Source organism: Acinetobacter baretiae, from assembly GCF_015627105.1.
GTDB lineage: Bacteria > Pseudomonadota > Gammaproteobacteria > Pseudomonadales > Moraxellaceae > Acinetobacter > Acinetobacter baretiae.
Genome location: NZ_VTDM01000018.1, coordinates 53,841 through 75,109 on the forward strand (window position 1 = coordinate 53,841; position 21,269 = coordinate 75,109).

23 protein-coding genes and 1 tRNA gene are annotated in these 21,269 nt (G+C 38.1%); 16 read left to right on the forward strand and 8 right to left on the reverse strand.

All coding sequences use genetic code 11. From position 1 onward, the window contains the following. Positions 1-299 precede the first annotated feature (299 nt). A tRNA-Ser gene (locus tag I2F17_RS08230) sits at positions 300-389 on the reverse strand. A 121-nt stretch (positions 390-510) separates the two neighbouring features. On the opposite strand from I2F17_RS08230, the gene I2F17_RS08235 reads away from it, so the two are divergent. After that, the gene (locus tag I2F17_RS08235) at positions 511-2,391 is read left to right on the forward strand and encodes a potassium transporter Kup (protein WP_196423348.1); all 1,881 of its coding nucleotides are present in this window, start codon (positions 511-513) and stop codon (positions 2,389-2,391) included. A 49-nt stretch (positions 2,392-2,440) separates the two neighbouring features. Here I2F17_RS08235 and I2F17_RS08240 read toward each other — a convergent pair whose 3' ends face one another. Next, on the reverse strand, positions 2,441-2,698 hold the full coding sequence (locus I2F17_RS08240; RefSeq protein ID WP_196423349.1) for a hypothetical protein: 258 nt from the start codon (positions 2,696-2,698) through the stop codon (positions 2,441-2,443). A gap of 350 nt (positions 2,699-3,048) precedes the next feature. On the opposite strand from I2F17_RS08240, the gene I2F17_RS08245 reads away from it, so the two are divergent. Both I2F17_RS08245 and I2F17_RS08250 read left to right on the forward strand, forming a co-directional pair. Beyond that, positions 3,049-4,005 (forward strand): DNA/RNA non-specific endonuclease, encoded by a 957-nt coding sequence (locus I2F17_RS08245; protein WP_235985125.1) that lies wholly within the window; start codon positions 3,049-3,051, stop codon positions 4,003-4,005. 38 nt (positions 4,006-4,043) lie between these two features. Continuing rightward, positions 4,044-4,286 (forward strand): hypothetical protein, encoded by a 243-nt coding sequence (locus I2F17_RS08250; protein ID WP_196423350.1) that lies wholly within the window; start codon positions 4,044-4,046, stop codon positions 4,284-4,286. 3 nt (positions 4,287-4,289) lie between these two features. Here the strand turns inward: I2F17_RS08250 and znuB are convergent, their stop codons facing one another. From znuB to I2F17_RS08265, 3 genes are read right to left on the reverse strand one after another with little or no spacing between them, the layout of a single operon-like run. Continuing rightward, positions 4,290-5,087 carry a metal ABC transporter permease gene (gene znuB, locus I2F17_RS08255; protein ID WP_211139560.1) on the reverse strand — a complete coding sequence of 266 codons (798 nt, stop codon included), beginning with the start codon at positions 5,085-5,087 and terminating at the stop codon, positions 4,290-4,292. A gap of 3 nt (positions 5,088-5,090) precedes the next feature. Continuing rightward, positions 5,091-5,876 (reverse strand): ATP-binding cassette domain-containing protein, encoded by a 786-nt coding sequence (gene znuC, locus I2F17_RS08260; RefSeq protein ID WP_211139561.1) that lies wholly within the window; start codon positions 5,874-5,876, stop codon positions 5,091-5,093. Continuing rightward, positions 5,852-6,346, reverse strand: a complete 495-nt coding sequence (locus I2F17_RS08265) for a transcriptional repressor (protein WP_211139562.1) — start codon at positions 6,344-6,346, stop codon at positions 5,852-5,854. The genes znuC and I2F17_RS08265 overlap by 25 nt, the downstream gene beginning before the upstream one ends. 144 nt (positions 6,347-6,490) lie before the next feature. Between I2F17_RS08265 and I2F17_RS08270 the strand changes: the two genes are divergently transcribed. The 11 genes from I2F17_RS08270 to I2F17_RS08320 all read left to right on the forward strand — a co-directional run bounded on the left by I2F17_RS08270 (position 6,491) and on the right by I2F17_RS08320 (position 15,649). Then, the gene (locus tag I2F17_RS08270) at positions 6,491-7,333 is read left to right on the forward strand and encodes a metal ABC transporter solute-binding protein, Zn/Mn family (protein ID WP_196423354.1); all 843 of its coding nucleotides are present in this window, start codon (positions 6,491-6,493) and stop codon (positions 7,331-7,333) included. A 168-nt stretch (positions 7,334-7,501) separates the two neighbouring features. Next, positions 7,502-7,894: an ATP synthase subunit I gene (locus I2F17_RS08275; RefSeq protein ID WP_211139563.1), complete on the forward strand. Its 393-nt coding sequence runs from the start codon at positions 7,502-7,504 to the stop codon at positions 7,892-7,894. Positions 7,895-8,003: 109 nt separating this feature from the next. Further along, entirely contained in the window at positions 8,004-8,879 is an 876-nt protein-coding gene (gene atpB / locus I2F17_RS08280) for a F0F1 ATP synthase subunit A (RefSeq protein ID WP_196423356.1), read from the forward strand. A gap of 81 nt (positions 8,880-8,960) precedes the next feature. Then, positions 8,961-9,215, forward strand: coding sequence for a F0F1 ATP synthase subunit C (gene atpE, locus I2F17_RS08285; RefSeq protein ID WP_092749547.1), 255 nt, complete (start codon positions 8,961-8,963; stop codon positions 9,213-9,215). Between the two features lie 37 nt (positions 9,216-9,252). Continuing rightward, positions 9,253-9,723, forward strand: a complete 471-nt coding sequence (locus tag I2F17_RS08290) for a F0F1 ATP synthase subunit B (RefSeq protein ID WP_196423357.1) — start codon at positions 9,253-9,255, stop codon at positions 9,721-9,723. A 12-nt stretch (positions 9,724-9,735) separates the two neighbouring features. Beyond that, positions 9,736-10,272, forward strand: a complete 537-nt coding sequence (locus I2F17_RS08295; protein WP_211139564.1) for a F0F1 ATP synthase subunit delta — start codon at positions 9,736-9,738, stop codon at positions 10,270-10,272. Positions 10,273-10,312: 40 nt separating this feature from the next. Next, entirely contained in the window at positions 10,313-11,857 is a 1,545-nt protein-coding gene (atpA, locus tag I2F17_RS08300; RefSeq protein WP_211139565.1) for a F0F1 ATP synthase subunit alpha, read from the forward strand. A 65-nt stretch (positions 11,858-11,922) separates the two neighbouring features. Further along, positions 11,923-12,792: a F0F1 ATP synthase subunit gamma gene (gene atpG, locus I2F17_RS08305; RefSeq protein WP_196423360.1), complete on the forward strand. Its 870-nt coding sequence runs from the start codon at positions 11,923-11,925 to the stop codon at positions 12,790-12,792. A 31-nt stretch (positions 12,793-12,823) separates the two neighbouring features. Further along, on the forward strand, positions 12,824-14,218 hold the full coding sequence (gene atpD, locus I2F17_RS08310; RefSeq protein WP_196423361.1) for a F0F1 ATP synthase subunit beta: 1,395 nt from the start codon (positions 12,824-12,826) through the stop codon (positions 14,216-14,218). A 15-nt stretch (positions 14,219-14,233) separates the two neighbouring features. Beyond that, positions 14,234-14,653: a F0F1 ATP synthase subunit epsilon gene (locus I2F17_RS08315; RefSeq protein WP_196423362.1), complete on the forward strand. Its 420-nt coding sequence runs from the start codon at positions 14,234-14,236 to the stop codon at positions 14,651-14,653. Between the two features lie 108 nt (positions 14,654-14,761). Continuing rightward, on the forward strand, positions 14,762-15,649 hold the full coding sequence (locus I2F17_RS08320; protein ID WP_211139566.1) for a D-hexose-6-phosphate mutarotase: 888 nt from the start codon (positions 14,762-14,764) through the stop codon (positions 15,647-15,649). Between the two features lie 2 nt (positions 15,650-15,651). Here the strand turns inward: I2F17_RS08320 and I2F17_RS08325 are convergent, their stop codons facing one another. Beyond that, on the reverse strand, positions 15,652-16,194 hold the full coding sequence (locus tag I2F17_RS08325) for a glutathione peroxidase (RefSeq protein WP_211139567.1): 543 nt from the start codon (positions 16,192-16,194) through the stop codon (positions 15,652-15,654). Between the two features lie 234 nt (positions 16,195-16,428). On the opposite strand from I2F17_RS08325, the gene phoA reads away from it, so the two are divergent. Together phoA and I2F17_RS08335 are read left to right on the forward strand one after the other, a co-directional pair. Beyond that, positions 16,429-17,841: an alkaline phosphatase gene (phoA, locus tag I2F17_RS08330; RefSeq protein ID WP_211139568.1), complete on the forward strand. Its 1,413-nt coding sequence runs from the start codon at positions 16,429-16,431 to the stop codon at positions 17,839-17,841. 289 nt (positions 17,842-18,130) lie between these two features. Continuing rightward, complete coding sequence (locus tag I2F17_RS08335; RefSeq protein WP_211139569.1) at positions 18,131-19,033, forward strand: amino acid ABC transporter substrate-binding protein; 903 nt, start codon at positions 18,131-18,133, stop codon at positions 19,031-19,033. Positions 19,034-19,540: 507 nt separating this feature from the next. Here I2F17_RS08335 and I2F17_RS08340 read toward each other — a convergent pair. Both I2F17_RS08340 and dprA read right to left on the reverse strand, forming a co-directional pair. After that, positions 19,541-20,113, reverse strand: coding sequence for an L-threonylcarbamoyladenylate synthase (locus I2F17_RS08340; protein ID WP_211139570.1), 573 nt, complete (start codon positions 20,111-20,113; stop codon positions 19,541-19,543). Positions 20,114-20,122: 9 nt separating this feature from the next. Beyond that, entirely contained in the window at positions 20,123-21,262 is a 1,140-nt protein-coding gene (gene dprA / locus I2F17_RS08345; protein WP_211139571.1) for a DNA-processing protein DprA, read from the reverse strand. Positions 21,263-21,269 lie beyond the last annotated feature (7 nt).

A 21,269-nucleotide genomic window follows, 5' to 3' on the forward strand; every position in this document is an offset into this window, starting at 1 on the left:
TTTTATAATTATTTTAAGATTCTTATGATTCAAATGAATAATACGGATTTTTAAAAGACGACATATGACCATAGATTTTTGACATAAATCACACATTCGGCATGTAAATTAATATTTTTATTTAATAGCAATATGACAGGTATACACAGACGGTTTCATGCTTGGTTAAATTGGATGATTAACTTTAATTACGATTATTAGACTTTTATTTTTGATGCTTTCTAGGTAGGCACACACCAGCCTGAACGCTTTGAGTTGAAGTAATTTAGGGCGACACGGTTGTTTATAATCATAAAATATGGCGGTGAGAGAGGGATTCGAACCCTCGATACGCGCAAACGTATACACACTTTCCAGGCGTGCTCCTTAAGCCACTCGGACACCTCACCAACGATGGGCGATGATACCCAAAAAATTCAACTCTGCCAAGATAAAACGTACCTGCTTACAGCAAAAAGCATTATATAGTGATAAAATCTCGTTTAAATGCAGAGTGAACGTAGTTTTTTTATGCAAAATTCAAATGATAAGCCATCTAAATATGCGATTACACTTGCCGCTTTAGGTGTGGTATTCGGTGACATCGGAACAAGTCCATTATATGCGATAAAACAATGCTTTATTGAGGCACATATTGCGCTAAGTGAGTCTACAATTATGGGTATTTTGTCATTGGTTTTTTGGTCAATGATGCTTACCATTAGTGTTAAATATGTCACCTTTATTATGCGAGCAGATAACAATGGTGAAGGCGGTATTATGTCGCTGTTGGCATTAAATTTACGCCCAAAACATATCAATAAACACACAAAAATATTACTCATTGCGCTAGGTTTTATTGGTGCTTCTTTATTCTTTGGTGATGGAATCATTACCCCTGCAATTTCAGTACTTTCTGCGGTTGAAGGGTTAAGTATTGCAACACCTGCATTTAATAAATGGCTGATGCCAATTGCACTTGGAATTTTAACCGCATTGTTTTTGGTACAACGACATGGTACAGCAACCATGGGCAAGTTTTTTGGCCCTATTACCTTAACGTGGTTTCTTTCAATTGGTGCTTTAGGTGTGATGAGTATTATCAAAACACCTTTTGTTTTAGAGTTAGTTAATCCTTATTGGGCAATCCATTTTATTATACAAGAGCCTGGTGTCGCTTTTTTAGCGATGGGTGCAGTGGTGCTGACACTCACAGGGGGGGAAGCCTTGTATGCAGATATGGGACATTTTGGTCGTAATCCTATTCGACTAGCATGGTTTGTTGTAGTGTGCCCATGTTTAATGATCAATTATGCAGGGCAAGGCGCATTATTACTGCGTGATCCTAGTGCGATTTCTAATCCGTTCTATATGCTTGTTCCTGATTGGGGCTTATACCCAATGATTGCTTTAGCCACAGCAGCAGCCGTGATTGCGTCACAAGCAGTGATTACAGGTGTGTTTTCAATGGCAAATCAAGCCATACAATTACGTTATTTGCCACGTCTAACCGTACATCACACCTCAGATATAGAGCAAGGTCAAATTTACTTACCCTTTATTAATTGGGTTTTATATATTTCTGTGGTGATCTTAATCTTACTTTTTCATAACAGTGCCAATTTGGCGAGTGCTTATGGTGTGGCTGTGACTATGACCATGTTGTGTAGTACGATTTTAGTTACAGCATATGCACGAAGTGGTTGGAAGTGGCCAGTTTGGAAATTGGCACTCTTTGCAGTCCCTTTTTTACTAATGGATATTGTATTTGTATCGTCAACATCATTAAAGATTTTAGCAGGAGGGTGGGTGCCACTTGCGATAGGTGTGGTTGTATTCACTATATTAATGACATGGAAGAATGGGCGTGAAATTGTGATTCAACGTTTAGAAAAAGATGCTTTACCTCTTGAGTTATTTATTAAAAGTGTGAGCATGAGTGATGACACAAAATATGTACCGGGTGAAGCAATTTTTCTGACAGGCACACCAAATATCGTTCCGCATGCCATGTTGCATAATATTAAGCACAACAAAGTGCTTCACGAACGTAATATTATGATTACGGTGGTGACGCAAGATGTTCCTTTTGTTTCAGATCAAGATCGGATATATATTGAAAAATTAGATGCGCGTTTTTATCGTATATTTTTATATTATGGCTTTAAAGACCAGCCTAATGTGCCTGAAGCTTTAGAAAAAGCATATCACGAACTTCATTTTGAATTTGATATGATGCATATGAGTTTCTTTATTTCAAGAGACAGACTCATACATACAGTGGGGCAAGGAATGGCACCGTGGCGAGAGAAACTCTTTATTTCCATGTATCGAAATACCAGTCCTGTGAGTGATTTTTATCAAATCCCAACCAATCGGGTTGTAGAAATGGGTAGCCAAATTGAAATTTAAATAAAAAAACCGAGCGCCTAGCGCTCGGTTTTTTTATAGGTCACTTATTTTATGGTGAACGTACAGGTGCATTATCTGTATTGGCAGGTGATGCATTGGTATTAATTGGATCAGGTGAAATAAGTTGATACTCTCCACTTTGTAACAATTTGGCCAAAGAACCGGGTTGATCATTGACCGTTGTCGATACTGTAACCTTTGATAAACTCTCTAGCGTTTGTCCGGGTTGTACAGCAGGCTCTGCAAATGCAGAATGAAGAGATGAAAAACCGACCAATAGGCCAGTAACGAAAATAATATGACGCATTGTTCGACTCCAGAGCTTTGAAATCATGATATAGCAACAGTTAAACTCTTATTTTACACCCTTCCAAAGGTGCTTTATATAAAAGTAAATGCCATCGTTACATACGGGTAGAGGTAAATAGAAGGTGATTTTCGAAAACCGTTTAATCTATAAACAATTAACGCATCACTAATATACTTTATAATGTGAGATTGTTAATCTCTTCTTAAATTATTGCATTTGAAAAAAATATGAAGTCTGTGGCGAATGGTTTAAATTGCTTTAAAACAGGTATGAGTCATCAAATTATGAGTGTATCTCGCTATATGTACTTAGGTGCAATGTGTAGTGTGTTACTGCCACATACGGCCATGGCAAAAGTAGAAAACCTTTGGTCAACCATGCCTTGTACTAGTCAATTTTATAATAATGCGCCCCCTTATTTGGTTAAAGACAGTCTTAAAAAAAACACCACAGCATTATGTTTTAATGGTTTTAACGTGATGTATTCAGGGGTCTCTAAAACGCCATTTTGGAGTGCAGAATATTTAACACCTACACGTTTAAGCCAAAAAATAAAACGACAAGATAGCTTTCATGAAGAAGAGCGAGTGCCTTCGATTTACCGTGCAACACTCAAAGATTATAAAGGTTCGGGGTATGATCGTGGTCATATGTCTCCAAATGGAGATATGCCAGATGAAATGTCACAATATGACAGTTTTTCACTGGCTAACATGGTGCCACAAGCACCAAAAAACAATCAAGAAATATGGCGTATGCTTGAAGAAGCAACTAGAGGTATGGTCACCAAACAAAAGCAAGACGTTTATGTGGTGACAGGCCCTATATTTTCTGGAAATAAAATTCAAACCATTGGCAACGGTGTTTTTGTACCTTCTGCCGTATTTAAAGCAGTTTATTATCCCAAAACAGGGGTGATCGGTGCTTACTATGCACCAAATAATAATTCTTTACAGGTGAGTGTGGTGAGTGTTTGCCACATTGAAGCATTGACAGGTATGAATCTTTTTCCTGCATTAAATGAATCAGCAAAACGCAAAATTTATGACTTACCTCAATCAACCGCAGATGTACAAAGTAATGTAAAACCACGCTATTTGTCTGAAGATACCAAAAGTAGTTGTGCATCGGCAGTCAGCCATGACGATTTAATTGCACTGAAAAAACAATTTTCTGCCCCTCATCGCCCTGTAGGAGATGCTGAAACAACAGCTACGAGTGGTACACAAAACCATTGGATATTATTCTTTAAAAATATTGTCATGGATTTACTTGCGTTTTTTACGAAATTAATGGCTAAATAATCATCAATTGAGAGCAACAATAACAAATAGGAGTAAATATGTTTAAACCATTTGAAACCGATGAGTCATCTGCAATATATGATCTTACTTTAGAAAATGGCGCTGATCGAATAAATATATATGGCAATTTACAGGTGACGAAAGATCAAGACGGTTTAAAAACCGCAAAAGCGTTGCAAGCCTTCGTCAATGACCTTGTCATTGCTTTAGAGCAAACAACAGAATTGCCTGAAAAAATTAAAATACAAGATCAAAAAGAGGTTGAGAATCCCTTTTTATAGGTGTTAACGACGCATCAATTTTTGCAGTGTAAAAATACTGAAAAATAAAAATGCCATGGTTAATACAATACTTAAACCTGTGGCAATATTGAGTAGTGCGCTTGACCAAAGCCCAATAGATAATGCCACTTGGCCTAATATAAAGGCAAACAAAACCATTTGTTTAGGAGAATTTGCCAACAGTCGTGCAGTCAAAGCAGGAATGACCAATAAAGCGCCCATGAGCAATGAACCTACTGCTCGAAGTGCAAGTACAGTAAACATGGCGAGTAAAAGCATAAACACTAAGCGCTGTAACTTTGCATTAACACCTTCACTAACAGCGATGTCAGTATCAATTGCAATTTGAATTTGAGGGGTCCAAAAGATATATAAAACTGCAATTGCTATAAAAATAACAGCAGAAAAGAGCGGTAAATCTGTCCAATTAATAGTGAGTAAGTCACCAAATAAATAACTTTGTAACTCAGGTCGAAGGAGTGGAAGTTGTTGAATTAACAATAAACCACTACAGAGCAATGTGGCTGAACATAAAGCCAATAGTGCATCATTGGGTAAGCGTCGGTCATGTAAAAACCATAAAATTGCGACCAATAACAAGGCTAAAAAAGACACGCCAAGCCATAAGGGTAAAGACAATAACCCTGCCACAGCAACTCCAAGCAAAGTGCCGTGTGCCATTGTATCTGCAAAAAAAGACATACGGCGCCATAACATAAGACAACCGAGTGGTGCAGTGAGAAAAATAAGTAAACTGCCCATGACCCATGCAGGGAGCAATAGTTGTAACCATTCGATCAAGATCTATATCTCCGCTTCGGGATGAATGTGAGGAGTAGAATCATGCTGGCATGTCGTTGGTGTATCGCCGTGGGCACAGTGATCATGATGATGCTGATAAAAAGTACGTTGAGTTCCAAAAATGGCTAAATATTCAGGATGCTGTTGTACATTTTCAGGTGAACCGCTACAGCAAATGTGTTTGTTTAAGCAAATAACACGATGTGTACCTTGCATGACCCATTGAAGATCGTGTGACACCATAATTACGGCACAGCCATAACGTTCGGGTAAAGTACGAACATAGGCGTATAGTTCAGCTTCAGATTGAATATCTAACCCTTGCATTGGTTCGTCTAAAACCAAAACGTGTGGTTGTCTAAGTAACGCACGTGCCAATAATACTCGTTGACGCTCACCGCCAGAGAGCAGTTGTACTTTGGCATCAAGTAATTTGTAAATGCCTGTTTCTTCAATGATTTGTTGTTTAATACGTGGTGAGCATTTTTCTAAAGCAAGTAGATCCTTCACACGCAAAGGTAAACTTAAAGACGGATGGAATTTTTGAGGGACATAAGACAGTTTTAAATGATTGGCTTTTTTTATATAGCCTTGATTTGGCTGGACAATGCCAAGCAATACTTTAATTAAAGTCGATTTACCTGCCCCATTTGGCCCAATAAGTGTCACAATTTCATTCTCATGGAGTGTGAAATCTACACCTGTAAGAATATGGCGTTCATCGAGCTGAACGTGAATATTATCTAAAGAAATCAGTTCAGACACTATGCGAGATTGCACTGGCGACATGTTCCTGAAATTTCAATGGTGGTATGATGAATGGTAAATTCATCTGAGCCTGCAAGCATAGATAATTGATTCAGCGCAGAATCTGCAGAAGCTTCTTTGACTGTTTTGCAATTTGAACAAATTAAAAAAGCAGCTTGATGTCCTTCTCTAGGGTGACAACATGGAATAAATGCATTAATAGAACTTAATCGATGAATCAAACCCATATCAAGTAAAAAATCTAAACTTCGATACACTGTCGGTGGGGCAGCAGGTTTATCTGAGGTATTTTTGATTTGCGCTAAAATATCATATGCCCCAATTGGGCCATGAGATTGTAAAATTAAAGAAAGTACTTCTTTCCTAAGCGGTGTAAGACGAGCATGATTTTGACTGCATAGATTTTCAGCTTCAAGCAGTCGAGTATCGATGTCTGCATGATCATGTACGCCATGCACTGTATTATCATGTGAATGAGTACATGATGCCATATAATTTACCTGACCTGAAATAAGAGATTTTGACGATATATTTTCGAAATTATATTAGCATATTTCTGATATATGTTACAGTATAACGTAAAATGTTATATTATAACGCTTAAAATCGTATGATTAACACAAATGAGATCGACCATGGCACGTTTAATTGCAGTATTGATGTTGGTTTTTTATAGCCATAGTCTTTGGGCAAAAGGATTTGTTGTTTCAATTCATCCATTATATCTGATTGCTCAAGAAGTCACCAAGGGAATTGAACAACCAGAGTTACTGTTGGGCAATCAATCCGGTCATGACATTCAGTTAACGCCTGAGAATCGTAAAAGTATACAAGATGCAGAGTTGATTATTTGGTTAGGTAAAGCACACGAAGCCCCTTTAAGCAAATTACTGACAGATAACCCTAAAGCGTTTTCACTGCTTTCATCGGGTGTGCTAAATACTTTACCGTTAAGAGATGTTAAAGGAAATACCATTGCTCAGTCTGTTGATAGTCATGTTTGGCTAGAGCCAAATAATGCAGTTAGAATTGCCTTTTTTATTGCAGCAACACGTTCTAAACAACATCCTGAACATAAAGAACAATACTGGGCCAATGCACGTGCATTTGCACAAAAATTTCTAATTGCAACACATCAATTTGGACAGCATAAAACACCGAGGAAATATTGGTCATACCATGATGCTTACCAGTATATTGAACGTCCATTAAACATTAAGCTTGCAGGTACACTCACCAATGACCCGCATGTGCCACCAACTGTCGCTCAAATTAAATACCTCAATGACAATAGACCTTATCCAAGTATGTGTTTATTGGCAGAGGGTGAAGCAAATCGAAGCCAATATCAAAAATTACAACCCATACAATTTCAGCCTGTTGATGAAAGTTTAAAAGGTGAAAATGATTTCATTCAAGCGTGGATTGATCTTGCACAAAAAATTCACCAATGTGTGCAAACATCAACCAAATCTTAAAAAATAGGCTTAACTTAAGCTTAAATTAAAAAAAACTCGCTTTTTACCAAAAAGGTGGCGCTAACCGTCGGAAAAGATTGCATGTTGAGGGGGGTGACTCTATAATGCCTGCGATTAAAAACGATCATGAGTTAAACTTTTGAACATTCATGTTAGGTGTCAGCCAAAATGGCTCAAGTAAAGCGTATGATAGACCTACGTTTTGCCAAAGCTCAGGTCTGTTTACAAGCATTAATGATTCCAGTATCAGCCTTTATTACATGGCTTTTGAAAGGTGGAGCGGCTGCAAAAAGTATTGCACTTGGTGCATTGGTTTGCTGGCTTGCATGTACCTATTTTTCATGGCAGTCCTTTCGGACCGCAGGAGCACGCGCTTCAAAGCAAGTGCTTTTTAATATGTATAAAGGAATGATGGGTAAGTTTGCGATTGTTATGATTGGATTTGCTTTAATTTTAAACAATGTGAAACCGTTGTCACCAATTGCATTGTTTTGTGGTTTTATACTTGTTCAGATGATGTCATGGGTTGCCCCTTTTTTGGTGTCTAGACGAACAAAATAAACAAGTATAAGCACATAAAATTGAATATTATTGGAGAGACACGAGATACCTTTGCAGTACGCAGTATTCGTTTCTCTTTTTCGTAATTGACATTGACCAGGTGTGATTTATGGCTGCTGAAGAACATGCCCTGACTTCGACCGAGTATATCAAGCATCACTTGACCAACATGACCTATGGCAAATTGCCAGATGGAACATGGAAATTGGCTGAGAGTGCAGAAGAAGCTCAACAGATGGGGTTTTCTGCTATTCACTTGGACTCAATGGGTTGGTCAATTGGCCTTGGGGTCATTTTTTGCTTTATTTTTTGGTTAGTTGCTAAAGCTGCAAATGCTGGCGTACCTACTAAACTACAAGCTGCTGTAGAAATGATTGTTGAGTTCGTTGATTCAAATGTTCGAGATACCTTTCATGGTAAATCTCGCCTGATCGCCCCACTTGCACTGACCATTTTCGTGTGGATTTTCCTCATGAACTTGATGGATTTGATTCCTGTTGACTTTATTCCATATCTAGCACAGGTCATCGGTGCAAATGTATTTGGTATGGACCCACATCACGTATACATGAAAATTGTTCCAACTACAGACATCAATGTGACTTTAGGTATGTCGTTGTCTGTGTTTGCATTAATTATTTTTTATGGTGTACGTGAAAAAGGTGTAGGTGGTTTTGTTGGCGAGTTTGCACTCAACCCATTTAACCCAAGTAATTTGTTTTTTAAAGTATTGCTTATTCCAGTAAACTTAGTTTTAGAATTAGCAACTTTCCTAGCAAGACCAGTTTCATTGGCGCTACGACTCTTTGGTAACATGTATGCAGGTGAATTAATTTTCATTCTGATTGCACTATTACCATGGTGGGCACAATGGGCACTGTCTGTGCCGTGGGCAATCTTCCACATTCTTGTAATTACGCTGCAAGCTTTTGTATTTATGATGCTTACAATCGTTTACTTGAGTATGGCAAGCGAAAAACATTAATGGTATTGCCTAACTGTATTAATAGGGTTAGGCGTAATTTATATTTTAATTTGGTATAACCTAACCTCTGAGGATTTTTTCATGGAATTAGTAGTTGGATTATCTGCGATTGCAGTAGCTCTTTTAATTGCACTTGCAGCACTAGGTACTGGTATTGGCTTTGCATTGTTAGGCGGTCGTTTTCTAGAAGCAGTTTCACGTCAACCTGAACTTGCACCACAACTTCAAACACGTATGTTTATTGTTGCGGGTCTTCTTGATGCGATCCCTATGATCAGTGTTGGTATTGGTCTATTCATTCTTTTTGCTAATCCGTTTGTTGGCTTAGTAGGTTAATTCGTATATTCCAAAATTATGTGATTGAGGAATTGCAATGAATATCAACTACACATTATTTGGTCAAGCAATTGCATTTTTAGTTTTCGTCATATTTTGCATGAAGTTTGTTTGGCCACCACTAATCAATGCGATTAGTGAACGTCAACGTCGAATCGCTGATGGCTTAAACGCTGCTGAAAAAGCAAAAGCAGATCTTGCTGATGCACAGGCTCAAGTGAAAAATGAACTTGATGCAGCAAAAGTTCAGGCAGCACAATTGATTGAACAAGCGAATCGTCGTGCAAATCAATTGGTTGAAGAAGCACGTACACAAGCAACTGCTGAAGGTGAACGTATTCGTCAACAGGCGCAAGAAAATGCTGATCAAGAGATCAATGCTGCTCGCGAACAATTACGTCAACAAGTTGCTGCTTTGGCAGTAGATGGTGCAGAAAAAATTCTTAACCAAAATGTTGATGCAGAAGCTCACAATGCCATGCTGACTCAGCTGGCTGCGAAACTCTAAGAGAGGCGAGATATGTCTGAACTCTTGACGTTGGCACGCCCGTACGCTAAAGCAGCATTTTCTTATGCTGCTGAGCAAGGTGTAACTGACAATTGGTCAAATGCATTACAAATGCTCAGTGCTGCGGTGCAAGACGAAGCATTTTCCGCTTATTTGAACCGTCCTGAGATGACTCCGGAAGGGCAATTAAAGCTTCTTACGCACGTTTTAGGTGAAGCACAATCAGAAGCACTATCAAAATTCATCTTACTTTTGGCTGAAAATGACCGTTTGGCATTGCTTCCACAAGTATTAACTGAATACGAAGAGCTCAAGTCACAACGCAATAAAATTGTTGATATCGATATTGAATCAGCATTTCCGTTGACAGCAGTACAAGAACAGTTACTGATTCAAGCGTTAGAAAAACGCTTTAATAGTGGTGTGAAAGTATCTGTGAGCGTTAACCCTGCACTCATTGCAGGTGTTGTGATTCGTGCAGGTGATCAAGTGATAGATGATTCTGCGTTGAGCAAGCTTGAGAAAATGCGGACTCGTCTTCTTGCCTAAAGCAAAAGACTGAACTAATACAAGATTGAGGAATAGCGCAATGCAACAACTGAATCCATCCGAGATCAGTGCGCTCATTAAACAGCGTATCAGCGATCTGGACACTAGCGCAACTGCGAAGACTGAAGGCACGATTGTAAAAGTGTCTGACGGTATCGTGCGTATTCACGGCCTTGCTGATGCAATGTACGGTGAAATGATCGAATTTGACGGCGGCTTATTTGGTATGGCACTGAACCTAGAACAGGATTCAGTGGGTGCCGTTGTCCTAGGTAATTACCTTGGCCTTCAAGAAGGTCAAAAAGCACGTTGTACAGGCCGCGTATTAGAAGTTCCAGTTGGTCCTGAACTTCTAGGTCGTGTGGTTGATGCTTTGGGTAACCCAATTGATGGGAAAGGCCCAATTGATGCAAAATTAACAGATGCTGTTGAAAAAGTAGCACCTGGTGTAATTTGGCGTCAAAGCGTAGATCAACCTGTTCAAACAGGTTATAAATCAGTAGATACCATGATTCCTGTAGGCCGTGGTCAGCGTGAGTTGATCATTGGTGACCGCCAAACAGGTAAGACAGCAATGGCGATTGATGCCATTATTGCGCAAAAGCAATCTGGTATTAAATGTGTTTACGTTGCAATTGGTCAAAAACAATCGACCATTGCAAACGTTGTACGCAAGTTAGAAGAAACAGGTGCAATGGCATATACCACTGTGGTTGCTGCTGCTGCTGCTGACCCTGCTGCAATGCAATACCTTGCACCGTATGCTGGTTGTACGATGGGCGAATACTTCCGCGATCGTGGTGAAGATGCATTAATTATTTATGATGATTTGTCGAAACAAGCTGTTGCTTATCGTCAAATTTCATTGCTACTTCGTCGTCCACCAGGCCGTGAAGCGTACCCAGGTGATGTATTCTATCTTCACTCACGTCTATTAGAGCGTGCATCTCGTGTATCTGCCGATTATGTTGAGCAGTTCACTAAAGGTGAAGTGAAAGGTAAAACAGGTTCACTGACTGCACTGCCAATTATTGAAACACAAGCAGGTGACGTATCTGCATTCGTTCCAACAAACGTGATCTCAATTACAGATGGTCAGATCTTCTTAGAAACATCATTATTTAATGCAGGTATTCGTCCTGCGGTAAATGCGGGTATTTCTGTATCACGTGTTGGTGGTTCTGCGCAAACGAAAATTATCAAGAAACTCTCTGGTGGTATTCGTACAGCACTTGCACAATATCGTGAGCTTGCAGCATTTGCTCAATTTGCATCAGATCTTGATGAAGCAACACGTAAACAGCTTGAACATGGTCAACGTGTGACTGAGCTTATGAAGCAAAAACAATATGCTCCATACTCAATCGCTGACCAAGCAGTGTCAATTTATGCTTCAAACGAAGGCTACATGACTGATGTTGAAGTCAACAAAATTGTAGCATTTGATACCGCATTAATTGCATACTTCCGTTCAGAACATGCTGAATTAATGCAACAAATTGATGCAACTGGTAAATACGACAAAGACATCGAAGCTGCACTTAAAGCCGGTATTGAGAGCTTTAAAGCAACTCAAACTTACTAAGTTTTTCACGGATCAATGTTCGAAGGCTTTGATTTAAAGCTTTCGAACAGTAGGTTATTAAGCATATGGCAAATTTAAAAGAAATTCGCGCCAAAGTAGCCAGCATTAAAAACACGCAAAAAATTACGCGTGCAATGCAAATGGTCGCTGCTTCAAAAATGCGTCGTGCGCAAGATCGTATGGCCGTAGGGCGTCCGTATGCCGAAAATATGCACCGTGTTATTGCTCACTTGGTACAGGCTAATCCTGAATACAAACACCGTTACATGATAGATCGTCCTGTAAAACGCGTTGGTTATATCATCGTGTCTTCAGACCGTGGTCTAGCAGGTGGTTTAAACATTAACTTGTTTAAAAAAGTAGTTCAGCATGTTCAGCAACAAAAAGAGCAATCAATTGAAGTTCAATTTGCTTTAATTGGTCAAAAAGCGGTGTCTTTTTTTAATAGCTACGGTGGCAAAGTACTTGGTGCAACCACGCAAATTGGTGATGCACCAACATTAGATCAGCTTTCTGGTTCAGTACAAATCATGCTTGATGCTTTCGACAAAGGCGAGTTAGATCGTATCTACCTTGTGTCGAATGGTTTTGTCAATGCAATGACACAAAAGCCAAAAGTTGAGCAACTTGTTCCTTTAGCGCAGGCAGACGAAGGCGAAGAACTAAACCGTAATTATGGTTGGGACTATATCTATGAACCAAATGCAGAACAACTGCTAAATGGTTTATTGGTTCGCTACATTGAGTCGGTGGTTTATCAGGGTGTGATTGAAAATATCGCATGTGAGCAATCTGCACGTATGGTTGCAATGAAAGCAGCAACTGACAATGCAGGTCAGCTTATTAAAGACCTACAACTCGTTTATAACAAGCTGCGTCAAGCCGCGATTACTCAGGAAATCTCTGAGATCGTTGGTGGTGCCGCTGCCGTTTAACAATATTGAAATTTGAATTGAGGAGACAGCAATGAGTAGCGGTCATATCATTCAGATCATCGGCGCGGTTATCGACGTCGAGTTTGAACGAAACAGTGTTCCTAAAATCTATGATGCGCTTCATGTTGATGGTACTGAAACTACTTTAGAAGTTCAGCAGCAGCTTGGTGATGGCGTCGTACGTACAATTGCAATGGGATCAACAGAAGGCCTTAAACGTGGTCTAACTGTAACCAATACTAATGGCCCAATTTCTGTACCTGTTGGTGACGGAACATTAGGTCGTATTATGGATGTATTAGGTCGCCCTATTGATGAAGCAGGTCCAGTTGAGGCATCATCTCATCTACCAATTCATCGTCCAGCGCCTTCTTATGCAGAACAAGCTGCATCGACTGACTTACTAGAAACTGGTATTAAAATCATTGACTTACTTTGCCCATTTGCAAAAGGTGGTAAAGTTGGTTTATTTGGTGGTGCCGGTGTTGGTAAAACTGTAAACATGATGGAGTTAATCAACAACATTGCAAAAGCGCACAGTGGTTTATCTGTGTTTGCTGGTGTTGGTGAGCGTACTCGTGAAGGGAATGACTTCTATCATGAAATGAAAGATTCCAACGTACTTGATAAAGTAGCGATGGTTTACGGTCAGATGAATGAGCCACCAGGTAACCGTTTACGTGTTGCACTGACTGGTTTGACCATGGCTGAATACTTCCGTGATCAAAAAGATGAAAATGGTAAAGGCCGTGATGTCTTATTGTTTGTTGATAACATCTACCGTTATACACTAGCGGGAACAGAAGTATCTGCACTACTAGGTCGTATGCCATCTGCTGTAGGTTACCAACCAACACTTGCAGAAGAAATGGGTGTATTACAAGAGCGTATTACTTCGACTAAATCAGGTTCGATTACATCTATTCAAGCGGTATATGTACCTGCCGATGACTTAACAGATCCATCACCTGCAACAACATTTGCTCACTTAGATGCAACTGTTGTATTGAGTCGTGATATTGCATCTCAAGGTATTTATCCTGCAATTGATCCACTTGACTCAACATCACGTCAATTAGATCCATTGGTTGTTGGTCAAGAGCACTATAGCATTGCACGTGAAGTGCAAAATATCTTACAGCGTTACAAAGAACTAAAAGATATTATTGCTATTTTGGGTATGGATGAATTGGCTGAAGAAGATAAATTGGTAGTTTACCGTGCGCGTAAAATCCAACGTTTCTTCTCTCAACCATTCCACGTTGCTGAAGTATTTACTGGTGCACCTGGTAAATTGGTACCGCTTAAAGAAACGATTCGTGGCTTTAAAGGTCTTCTCGCTGGTGAATACGACCATATTCCAGAACAAGCGTTCTATATGGTGGGTGGCATTGACGAAGTGATTGCTAAGGCTGAGAAACTCTAATAAGGAGATCATCTCATGGCAACGATGCAATGTGATGTCGTAAGTGTTAGTGAATCGTTATTCTCTGGCACAGTGACTATGTTGATTGCTAAAGGTGTGGGTGGTGAACTCGGTATTATGCCAAGTCACGCTCCGCTTGTAACTTTGCTAAAACCTGGTCCAATACGTGTTGTGCTTGAAAATGGTAAAGAAGAAGTCATTTATGTGTCTGGTGGTGTATTAGAAGTACAACCTCACGTAGTTACTGTTCTTGCCGATACAGCCGTCCGTGCAGAAAACTTAGATGAAGTGGCAATTTTAGAAGCACGTAAACATGCTGAACAATTGCTAGCAAATCAAAAGAATGATTTGGATGCCGCAGCAGCGTTAGCATCTCTGTCAGAAGTTGCAGGACAACTTGAAACCATTCGTAAAATGAAGCATCGTGCAATGTAAATTGTTGATGTGAAAAAAGCCACTCAATCATGAGTGGCTTTTTTTATGTCTATTTGTTTTTGCATGTGATAAATATACGTTACTATACATTCAAAATTCGAGAAGAAAATGACTGAATTTAAGTCGGTAGATGGAGTCACGTATCATGTTAAAAATGAACTTGAAGTGATTGAAATAGATAATCAATTTTGTAATGCAATCATTTCATTACAAGGCGCACAAATATTAGAGTTTAAATCAAACAAAATGATAAATTCTAAAGGTTTACTTTGGACATCTTCTTTAAATACATATCAACAAGGTAAAGCAATTCGTGGTGGTATTCCATTTTGTTTTCCTTGGTTTGGCGGGCATAAAATACATCATGATTATCCTGCCCATGGTTTTGCTCGTTATCTTCCATGGCAGTTAATAGATGTAATTTATGCAGAAAAAAAAGGTCATGAGTTGGTGTTTCAATTAAAAGATACAGCGCATACTCGTCATTTATGGAATCATTCATTTCAATTACAGATGAAAATTTGTTGTCAAGATAAGCTAACTTTACATTTTGAAATCATCAATACGGGTGATATAGAGTTTGAATATGAATTTGTTTGGCACAGTTACTTTCCTGTAGATATTTATCATGCCAAAATCAAGGGATTGCATCAGACAGCATATATTGATCAATTAAAACATATGCAAGATGATGTACAAACAGAAGAATATATTGAAATAGAAAAAGAAATGGACAGAATTTATCCAAAAACAAAAGGAGTATTTAAAATTAGTTCGGGTCAAATGCCTACGATTTATGTCAAAAGTAATGCTAAAAGTGCAGTTGTTTGGAATCCATGGTTAACTAAAGCACAACGTTTGGCAGATGTGGGAGATCAGGCATGGCAAGATTTTGTGTGTTTAGAATCAGGCCAAATAAAAGATGCTAGTATGAAACTAGCACCTAATGCATCTGCTACATATGAGTTAATCATTTCTGATCATGACATGATATGAGCTTATTTTGCTAATTCAATTTCAATACACTTGAGAAACTCAGAGTCACTTGCAAGGGTGTCTGGTGAAAAGCGCGCAACAACATCACCATTTTTACCCACGATAAATTTTTCAAAGTTCCATAAAACTTCTGGTTCATCTGCTACATCAATGGATGCACTTTTCAGCTTTTCAGCAAATGCTTGTCCACCAATACGATGTGGCTGTGCATCAGTCAAGTATTGATATAGCGGATGTTTATCTTCACCAACGACAGAAATTTTGGAAAATAAAGGAAAATCAACTTTATAATTCAATGAGCAAAATTCTTCAATTTCATCATCAGATGCAGGCTCTTGTTGTAAAAAGTTATTGGCAGGGAAGCCAAGAACAGTTAATCCACTTGATTTCTTATCATGAAACAATGTCTGTAACCCTTCGTACTGAGGGGTTAAGCCACATTTAGATGCAGTATTGACAATGACTAAAACATGTCCTTGATAGTCTTTTAAACTGCTATTTTGTCCTTTAATATTTTTAACAGGAATATCATAAATTTTTGCCATGGAATCATCCTTTCATTGAGAGCATGAGTTACTTGTGTGAAAAAATAATTATGTGAGATAAGTTTATGATTTGATATATACGCTCTGTAAATTTTTCAATATTCATTTACAACTAATATTAGTTATCATTATTTTTTATGCAAACGAGTGAGTAGTGACATGAATATGTCATAAAATTGCGTTTAAATACCGCTTTAAGTTTGATAATGATCAATATATAGGGGTGAGTATCTCATGATACATAAGAAAAAATTACTTTCAGTATTAACTTTACTGCTTGGATATTCAACATGGTCTATTGCACATGCCGACCATCAGGATTTAATTGCACCCCAAGCAAAAGGTGATGTATCTCAATTTTCAGGTGCAACACGCTTGAAAGAAGAACGCAGTCAAGCTTTAAAAGCGGCTATTAGTCAACGTCATGTAAAAAATGTGATTTTAATTATTGGTGATGGAACCAGTGACTCTGAAATTACCAGTGCACGTAATTATATCAAAGGTGCAAGTGGTTATTTTCCTGGTATAGATGCTTTGCCATTTACAGGCAGTTATACCACTTATGCATTGAATAAAGATAAAAGTATTGAATATGTGACAGATTCTGCAGCTTCAGCATCTGCATGGGCAACAGGTGTAAAAACGTATAATGGTGCTTTAGGGATTAATATTTATGATCAGCCACAAACATCAATATTAGCACTTGCAAAGAAAGCGGGTTATGCAACAGGTAATGTAACAACGTCTGAATTACAAGATGCAACACCTGCAGCACTAATATCACATGTACCAAAACGTAAATGTTATTCACCATCATCAACCACTAAATTATGTCCAAAAGAGGCACTAGAAAATGGTGGATTAGGTTCAATTTCTGAACAATTACTAGATGCCCGTGCCGATGTAACTTTTGGTGGTGGTATGAAATCTTTCCAAGAAAAAGCAACAGCAGGAAAATTTCAGGGTAAGAGTTTGTTAGAACAGGCTCAAACTGAAAACTATCAAATTGTTACTGACAAATCAGAACTAGATCGAGTCGTGATTGCAAATCAAAAACAACCTGTACTTGGTGTATTTGCATCGGGGAATTTGGCTGTACGATGGGTGGGCCCAGAAGCAACACATGGTGGAAATGAAAAACCTGCCGAGCGCTGCCAACCGAATCCTGAATACAAAGCTTCGACACCAACGTTAAAAGAAATGACAGATAAAGCGATTAATTTGCTAAAAACCAATCCAAAAGGTTTTTTCTTACAAGTTGAAAGCGCATCGATTGATAAACGTAACCATGAAGCAGACGCATGTGGACAAATTGGTGAAACTTTAGCACTTGATGAAGCCGTACAATCAGCATTGGCATTTGCGAAAACTCATCCAGATACCTTAATTATTTTAACGGGCGACCATGCACATACCAGTCAAATTGTGCCTTTAGACTCGCCAAGCCCAGGTAAAACGGTCAAATTATTAACGCAAGACAATGCACCAATGGTACTTAATTACGCAACTTCTGACAAAGGAAGTCAAGAGCATACAGGTTCTCAAGTACGTGTTGCTGCACATGGGCCAAGAGCTGCAAATATTGTTGGTTTAACAGACCAAACAGATCTGTTTTTCATTATGAAAGATGCACTTAAAATTAAGTAACTCATTTATATAAAAATATCTCTCAAATGTAATGTTTATATTTGGGAGATTTTGAGAAAAAATATTTTTTTAAAAAATACAATATATTTTATGTTAATTCATATACTATAGTAGTGTGTATCTTATTTTGTATAAGTTTTACACAAATTAGAAGTATTTTAGCATTATGATATAAAAAAGCTTTATTTTTCTCGTAATTTTTAACGAGTTCTAGCTACACCGGCTTTTTATCATTTTATATCTCATAGAGGTAGACAGCATATACCTCTAAATTTTAGGAGTTTTATAAATGACAGTTTTAAAGAATAAGATATTATGTTCAGTACTTATGTATTCTACCGTCAGTCTATTAAGCACAGCTTATGCAGCAGATACCTTACAAAAAATTAAAACAAGTGGCAAAATTACACTCGGCTACTCTGAATCGTCAGAGCCTGTTTCATATGCAGTAGCTGGTAAGCCTTTAGGATATGCTCTTGATACTTGCCATAATATTGCCAATGAAATCAAAAAAGAATTACAAATACCAAACTTAAAAATAGAATATAAAAAAGTAACGGCTGAACAACGTATTCCTGAAGTCACTTCAGGTCAGATTGATTTAGTTTGTGATACGACAACCAATACAAAAGATCGACAAAAAGAGATTGGCTTATCTATTAACTATTTTGCAGCTGAGGTACGCTTCGCTGTAAAAAAAGACTCAAATATTAAAGATATACAAGATTTGAATGGTAAATCGGTGGTGACTACGAAAGGAACAACCTCTGAAAAGCATATTTTGCATATAGAAAAATCAAAAAATATTATGCTCACGACTTCTTATGGTAAAAACCATACAGAAGCATTTTCTATGTTTGCATCTGGAAAAGTGACTGCTTTTTTACAAAATGAGTCGATTTTGGCAAGTTATATTGCAAAATCACCGAATCCAAAAGATTTTATTATTCTTGGTGGTCAAGCTTTAGCGGTAGAGCCTTATGCTATTGTATTTGCTAAAGACGACAGTAAACTTAAAACGGTTGTAGATAAAGTAATTTTAAACATGTGGACGTCAGGTCAAATGGATCAGTTATATAAAAAATGGTTCCAATCGCCGATTCCACCACAAAACATTAATTTAAATATGCCACAAAGCCAAATTTTTAAGTATTTAAAAACACATCCAAATAATAGTGGCATTGTATTATAAGACCGATATGAAAAAAATGTATCACTGTTAAGTGAATCTACATTTAAAAAAAGCGCTTTAATAAACAGTGAGGGATACTGAATATTAGAGGGCTTTTTTTTATATTTTAGATTGCATGATCATCTACTTATAGTTATTAACTATCATCATTATCGTTTTTCTCATAAAAATTGGATCTATATTTGTTAAAAAGTATAGCGCAATAGTATTTGACTATGACTAGATGTCTCTTTTTTATACAGCACAGTGCAGACTTATGACCAATAAAGTGTAGAGCTTGACAGATTTTCTATATAAAAAACGTATAAATAGCGGAAATTGGCTTTCATTAAAGTATTCTTTATATAAATTTAGTTATAGTTTAAAACTATTTTTAAAAGAGGCATTTTTTGCACATAATCTAATCCATAGTGATTCAGTCGGATATCACTCACCAGTTAACCCTCTGATGTGTATTAACGCACATCATTTTCAAGCCCAGCTAACTCATTTTCAGCTGGGCTTTTTTTATGCACGAATAATTGTTCCTGTACGCGCATCAATAATACGACTCGGTTCAGAAAATGATCCTAGTTCTCCATCAATGTATGTGACTTGATCTTGAAAATAATCTTTTGCACTCTTTAATGATGTTGCAGGTATGGCACCTGCAGGGTTAGCACTTGTTGAAACAATAAAATGACCAAATGCTCGACATACAGAATGACATAGTGGGTGCTGTGTTACACGAACAGCAACACTATGATGCTCACCTGTAATCCATTGAGGAATACTTGCATCGGAAGGTAATAGCCACGTAGTCGCTTTAGAGCCTATATGTTGTTGACTCCAGCTTGCCATAATGCGTTGTTGAATGTGGAGATCTAATGATTTGAATAAATGTTCCACTTGGGAGATATCGCTGGCCAATAAAATGACCCCTTTTTCAATAGGGCGCTGTTTTAAAGTGAGTAGTTTTTGAAATGCTTGTTCATTGAGTGGGTCACAGCCGAGCCCCCAAACCGCTTCCGTAGGGTAAGCAATCACTTTTCCTTGCTTCAAGTCATTGACGGCTTGAGTAATTGTTGGCTCAAGTGGCATGTGTATTCCTTAGACCGATGAGAGAGTGTGTTTAAAGTACAACCCAAATTGTTGCACGCATAAACCTTCAAGTTCAAGCTCCATAAGATTTGAAAGAAGTGTACTCGTAGGTATTTGTGTTTTAGCAAAAATCTCATCAAGATCTTGCCCTTGCCAAGATAATGCGTGATAAGTGGCACTTAAATGTATTGGAATATCGCTAGAGCTTTGAGGTAATTCTGTTTGAGATGCATTTTTTTCGATATGCCAATGCGTAGGTAGTGCAATATCTTCTAAAATTTGTGTTGGATGATCAACTAAAATCGCTCCATCACGAATCAGTTGATGACAGCCTTGATAGTGCGCATCATAAATATGCCCCGGTGTTGCAAAAATCAATTTCCCTTGTTCAGCCGCTGCTTTGGCCGTAATTAAAGAGCCACTATTTAAAGATGCTTGTGTCACCAATACAGCCAAGCTAAGCCCACTGACAATGCGATTACGGCGAGGAAAGTGATGTTGTAGAGGTGGGGTAAATGGTAAAAATTCAGTAACAATTGCCCCTTTATGACGAAGTATTTGTTCTTTAAGTGAGGTGTTTGATTTAGGGTAGGTGGTATCTATCCCTGTTGCGATGACAGCAATGGTTCTATGGTGTTGTAAAGCTGCATCATGCGCTGCTTGATCTACACCACTAGCAAGTCCACTGGTAATTGTAAATCCTGCTTCAGCCAAAAAATATGAAAAATCATAACTGATTTGCATACCCGCTTTCGATGCTTTTCGGCTACCAACAATAGAAATTTGGGGTGTGTTGAGTAAATCAGCACAACCTTGACCCAATAAAATGGGTGGGCAGTCTGAGTAATGTAAGAGTTGCTGAGGGTAATATGGATCTTGGGTTGTACAAACAAAGTCACATTGATGGCAAATAATATCGATCAATGTTTGAAACTGTGCTTGTGAGTCAGGTTGTTGAAACTCTCTTGCACGTTCTATATGATTTTTATGAATCTTAAGTGTAGACCATTGCATTAAGTTTTTAGGGTCAAGTACAGCATCAATATGACCAAAGTGATTTACTAATTTGTGGTAACTCGCTAAGGAATGTTGCACGAGATACCACAAAGTAATCACTTGGTATTGATGTCTAGATAATTGCACAGACATAAATCGA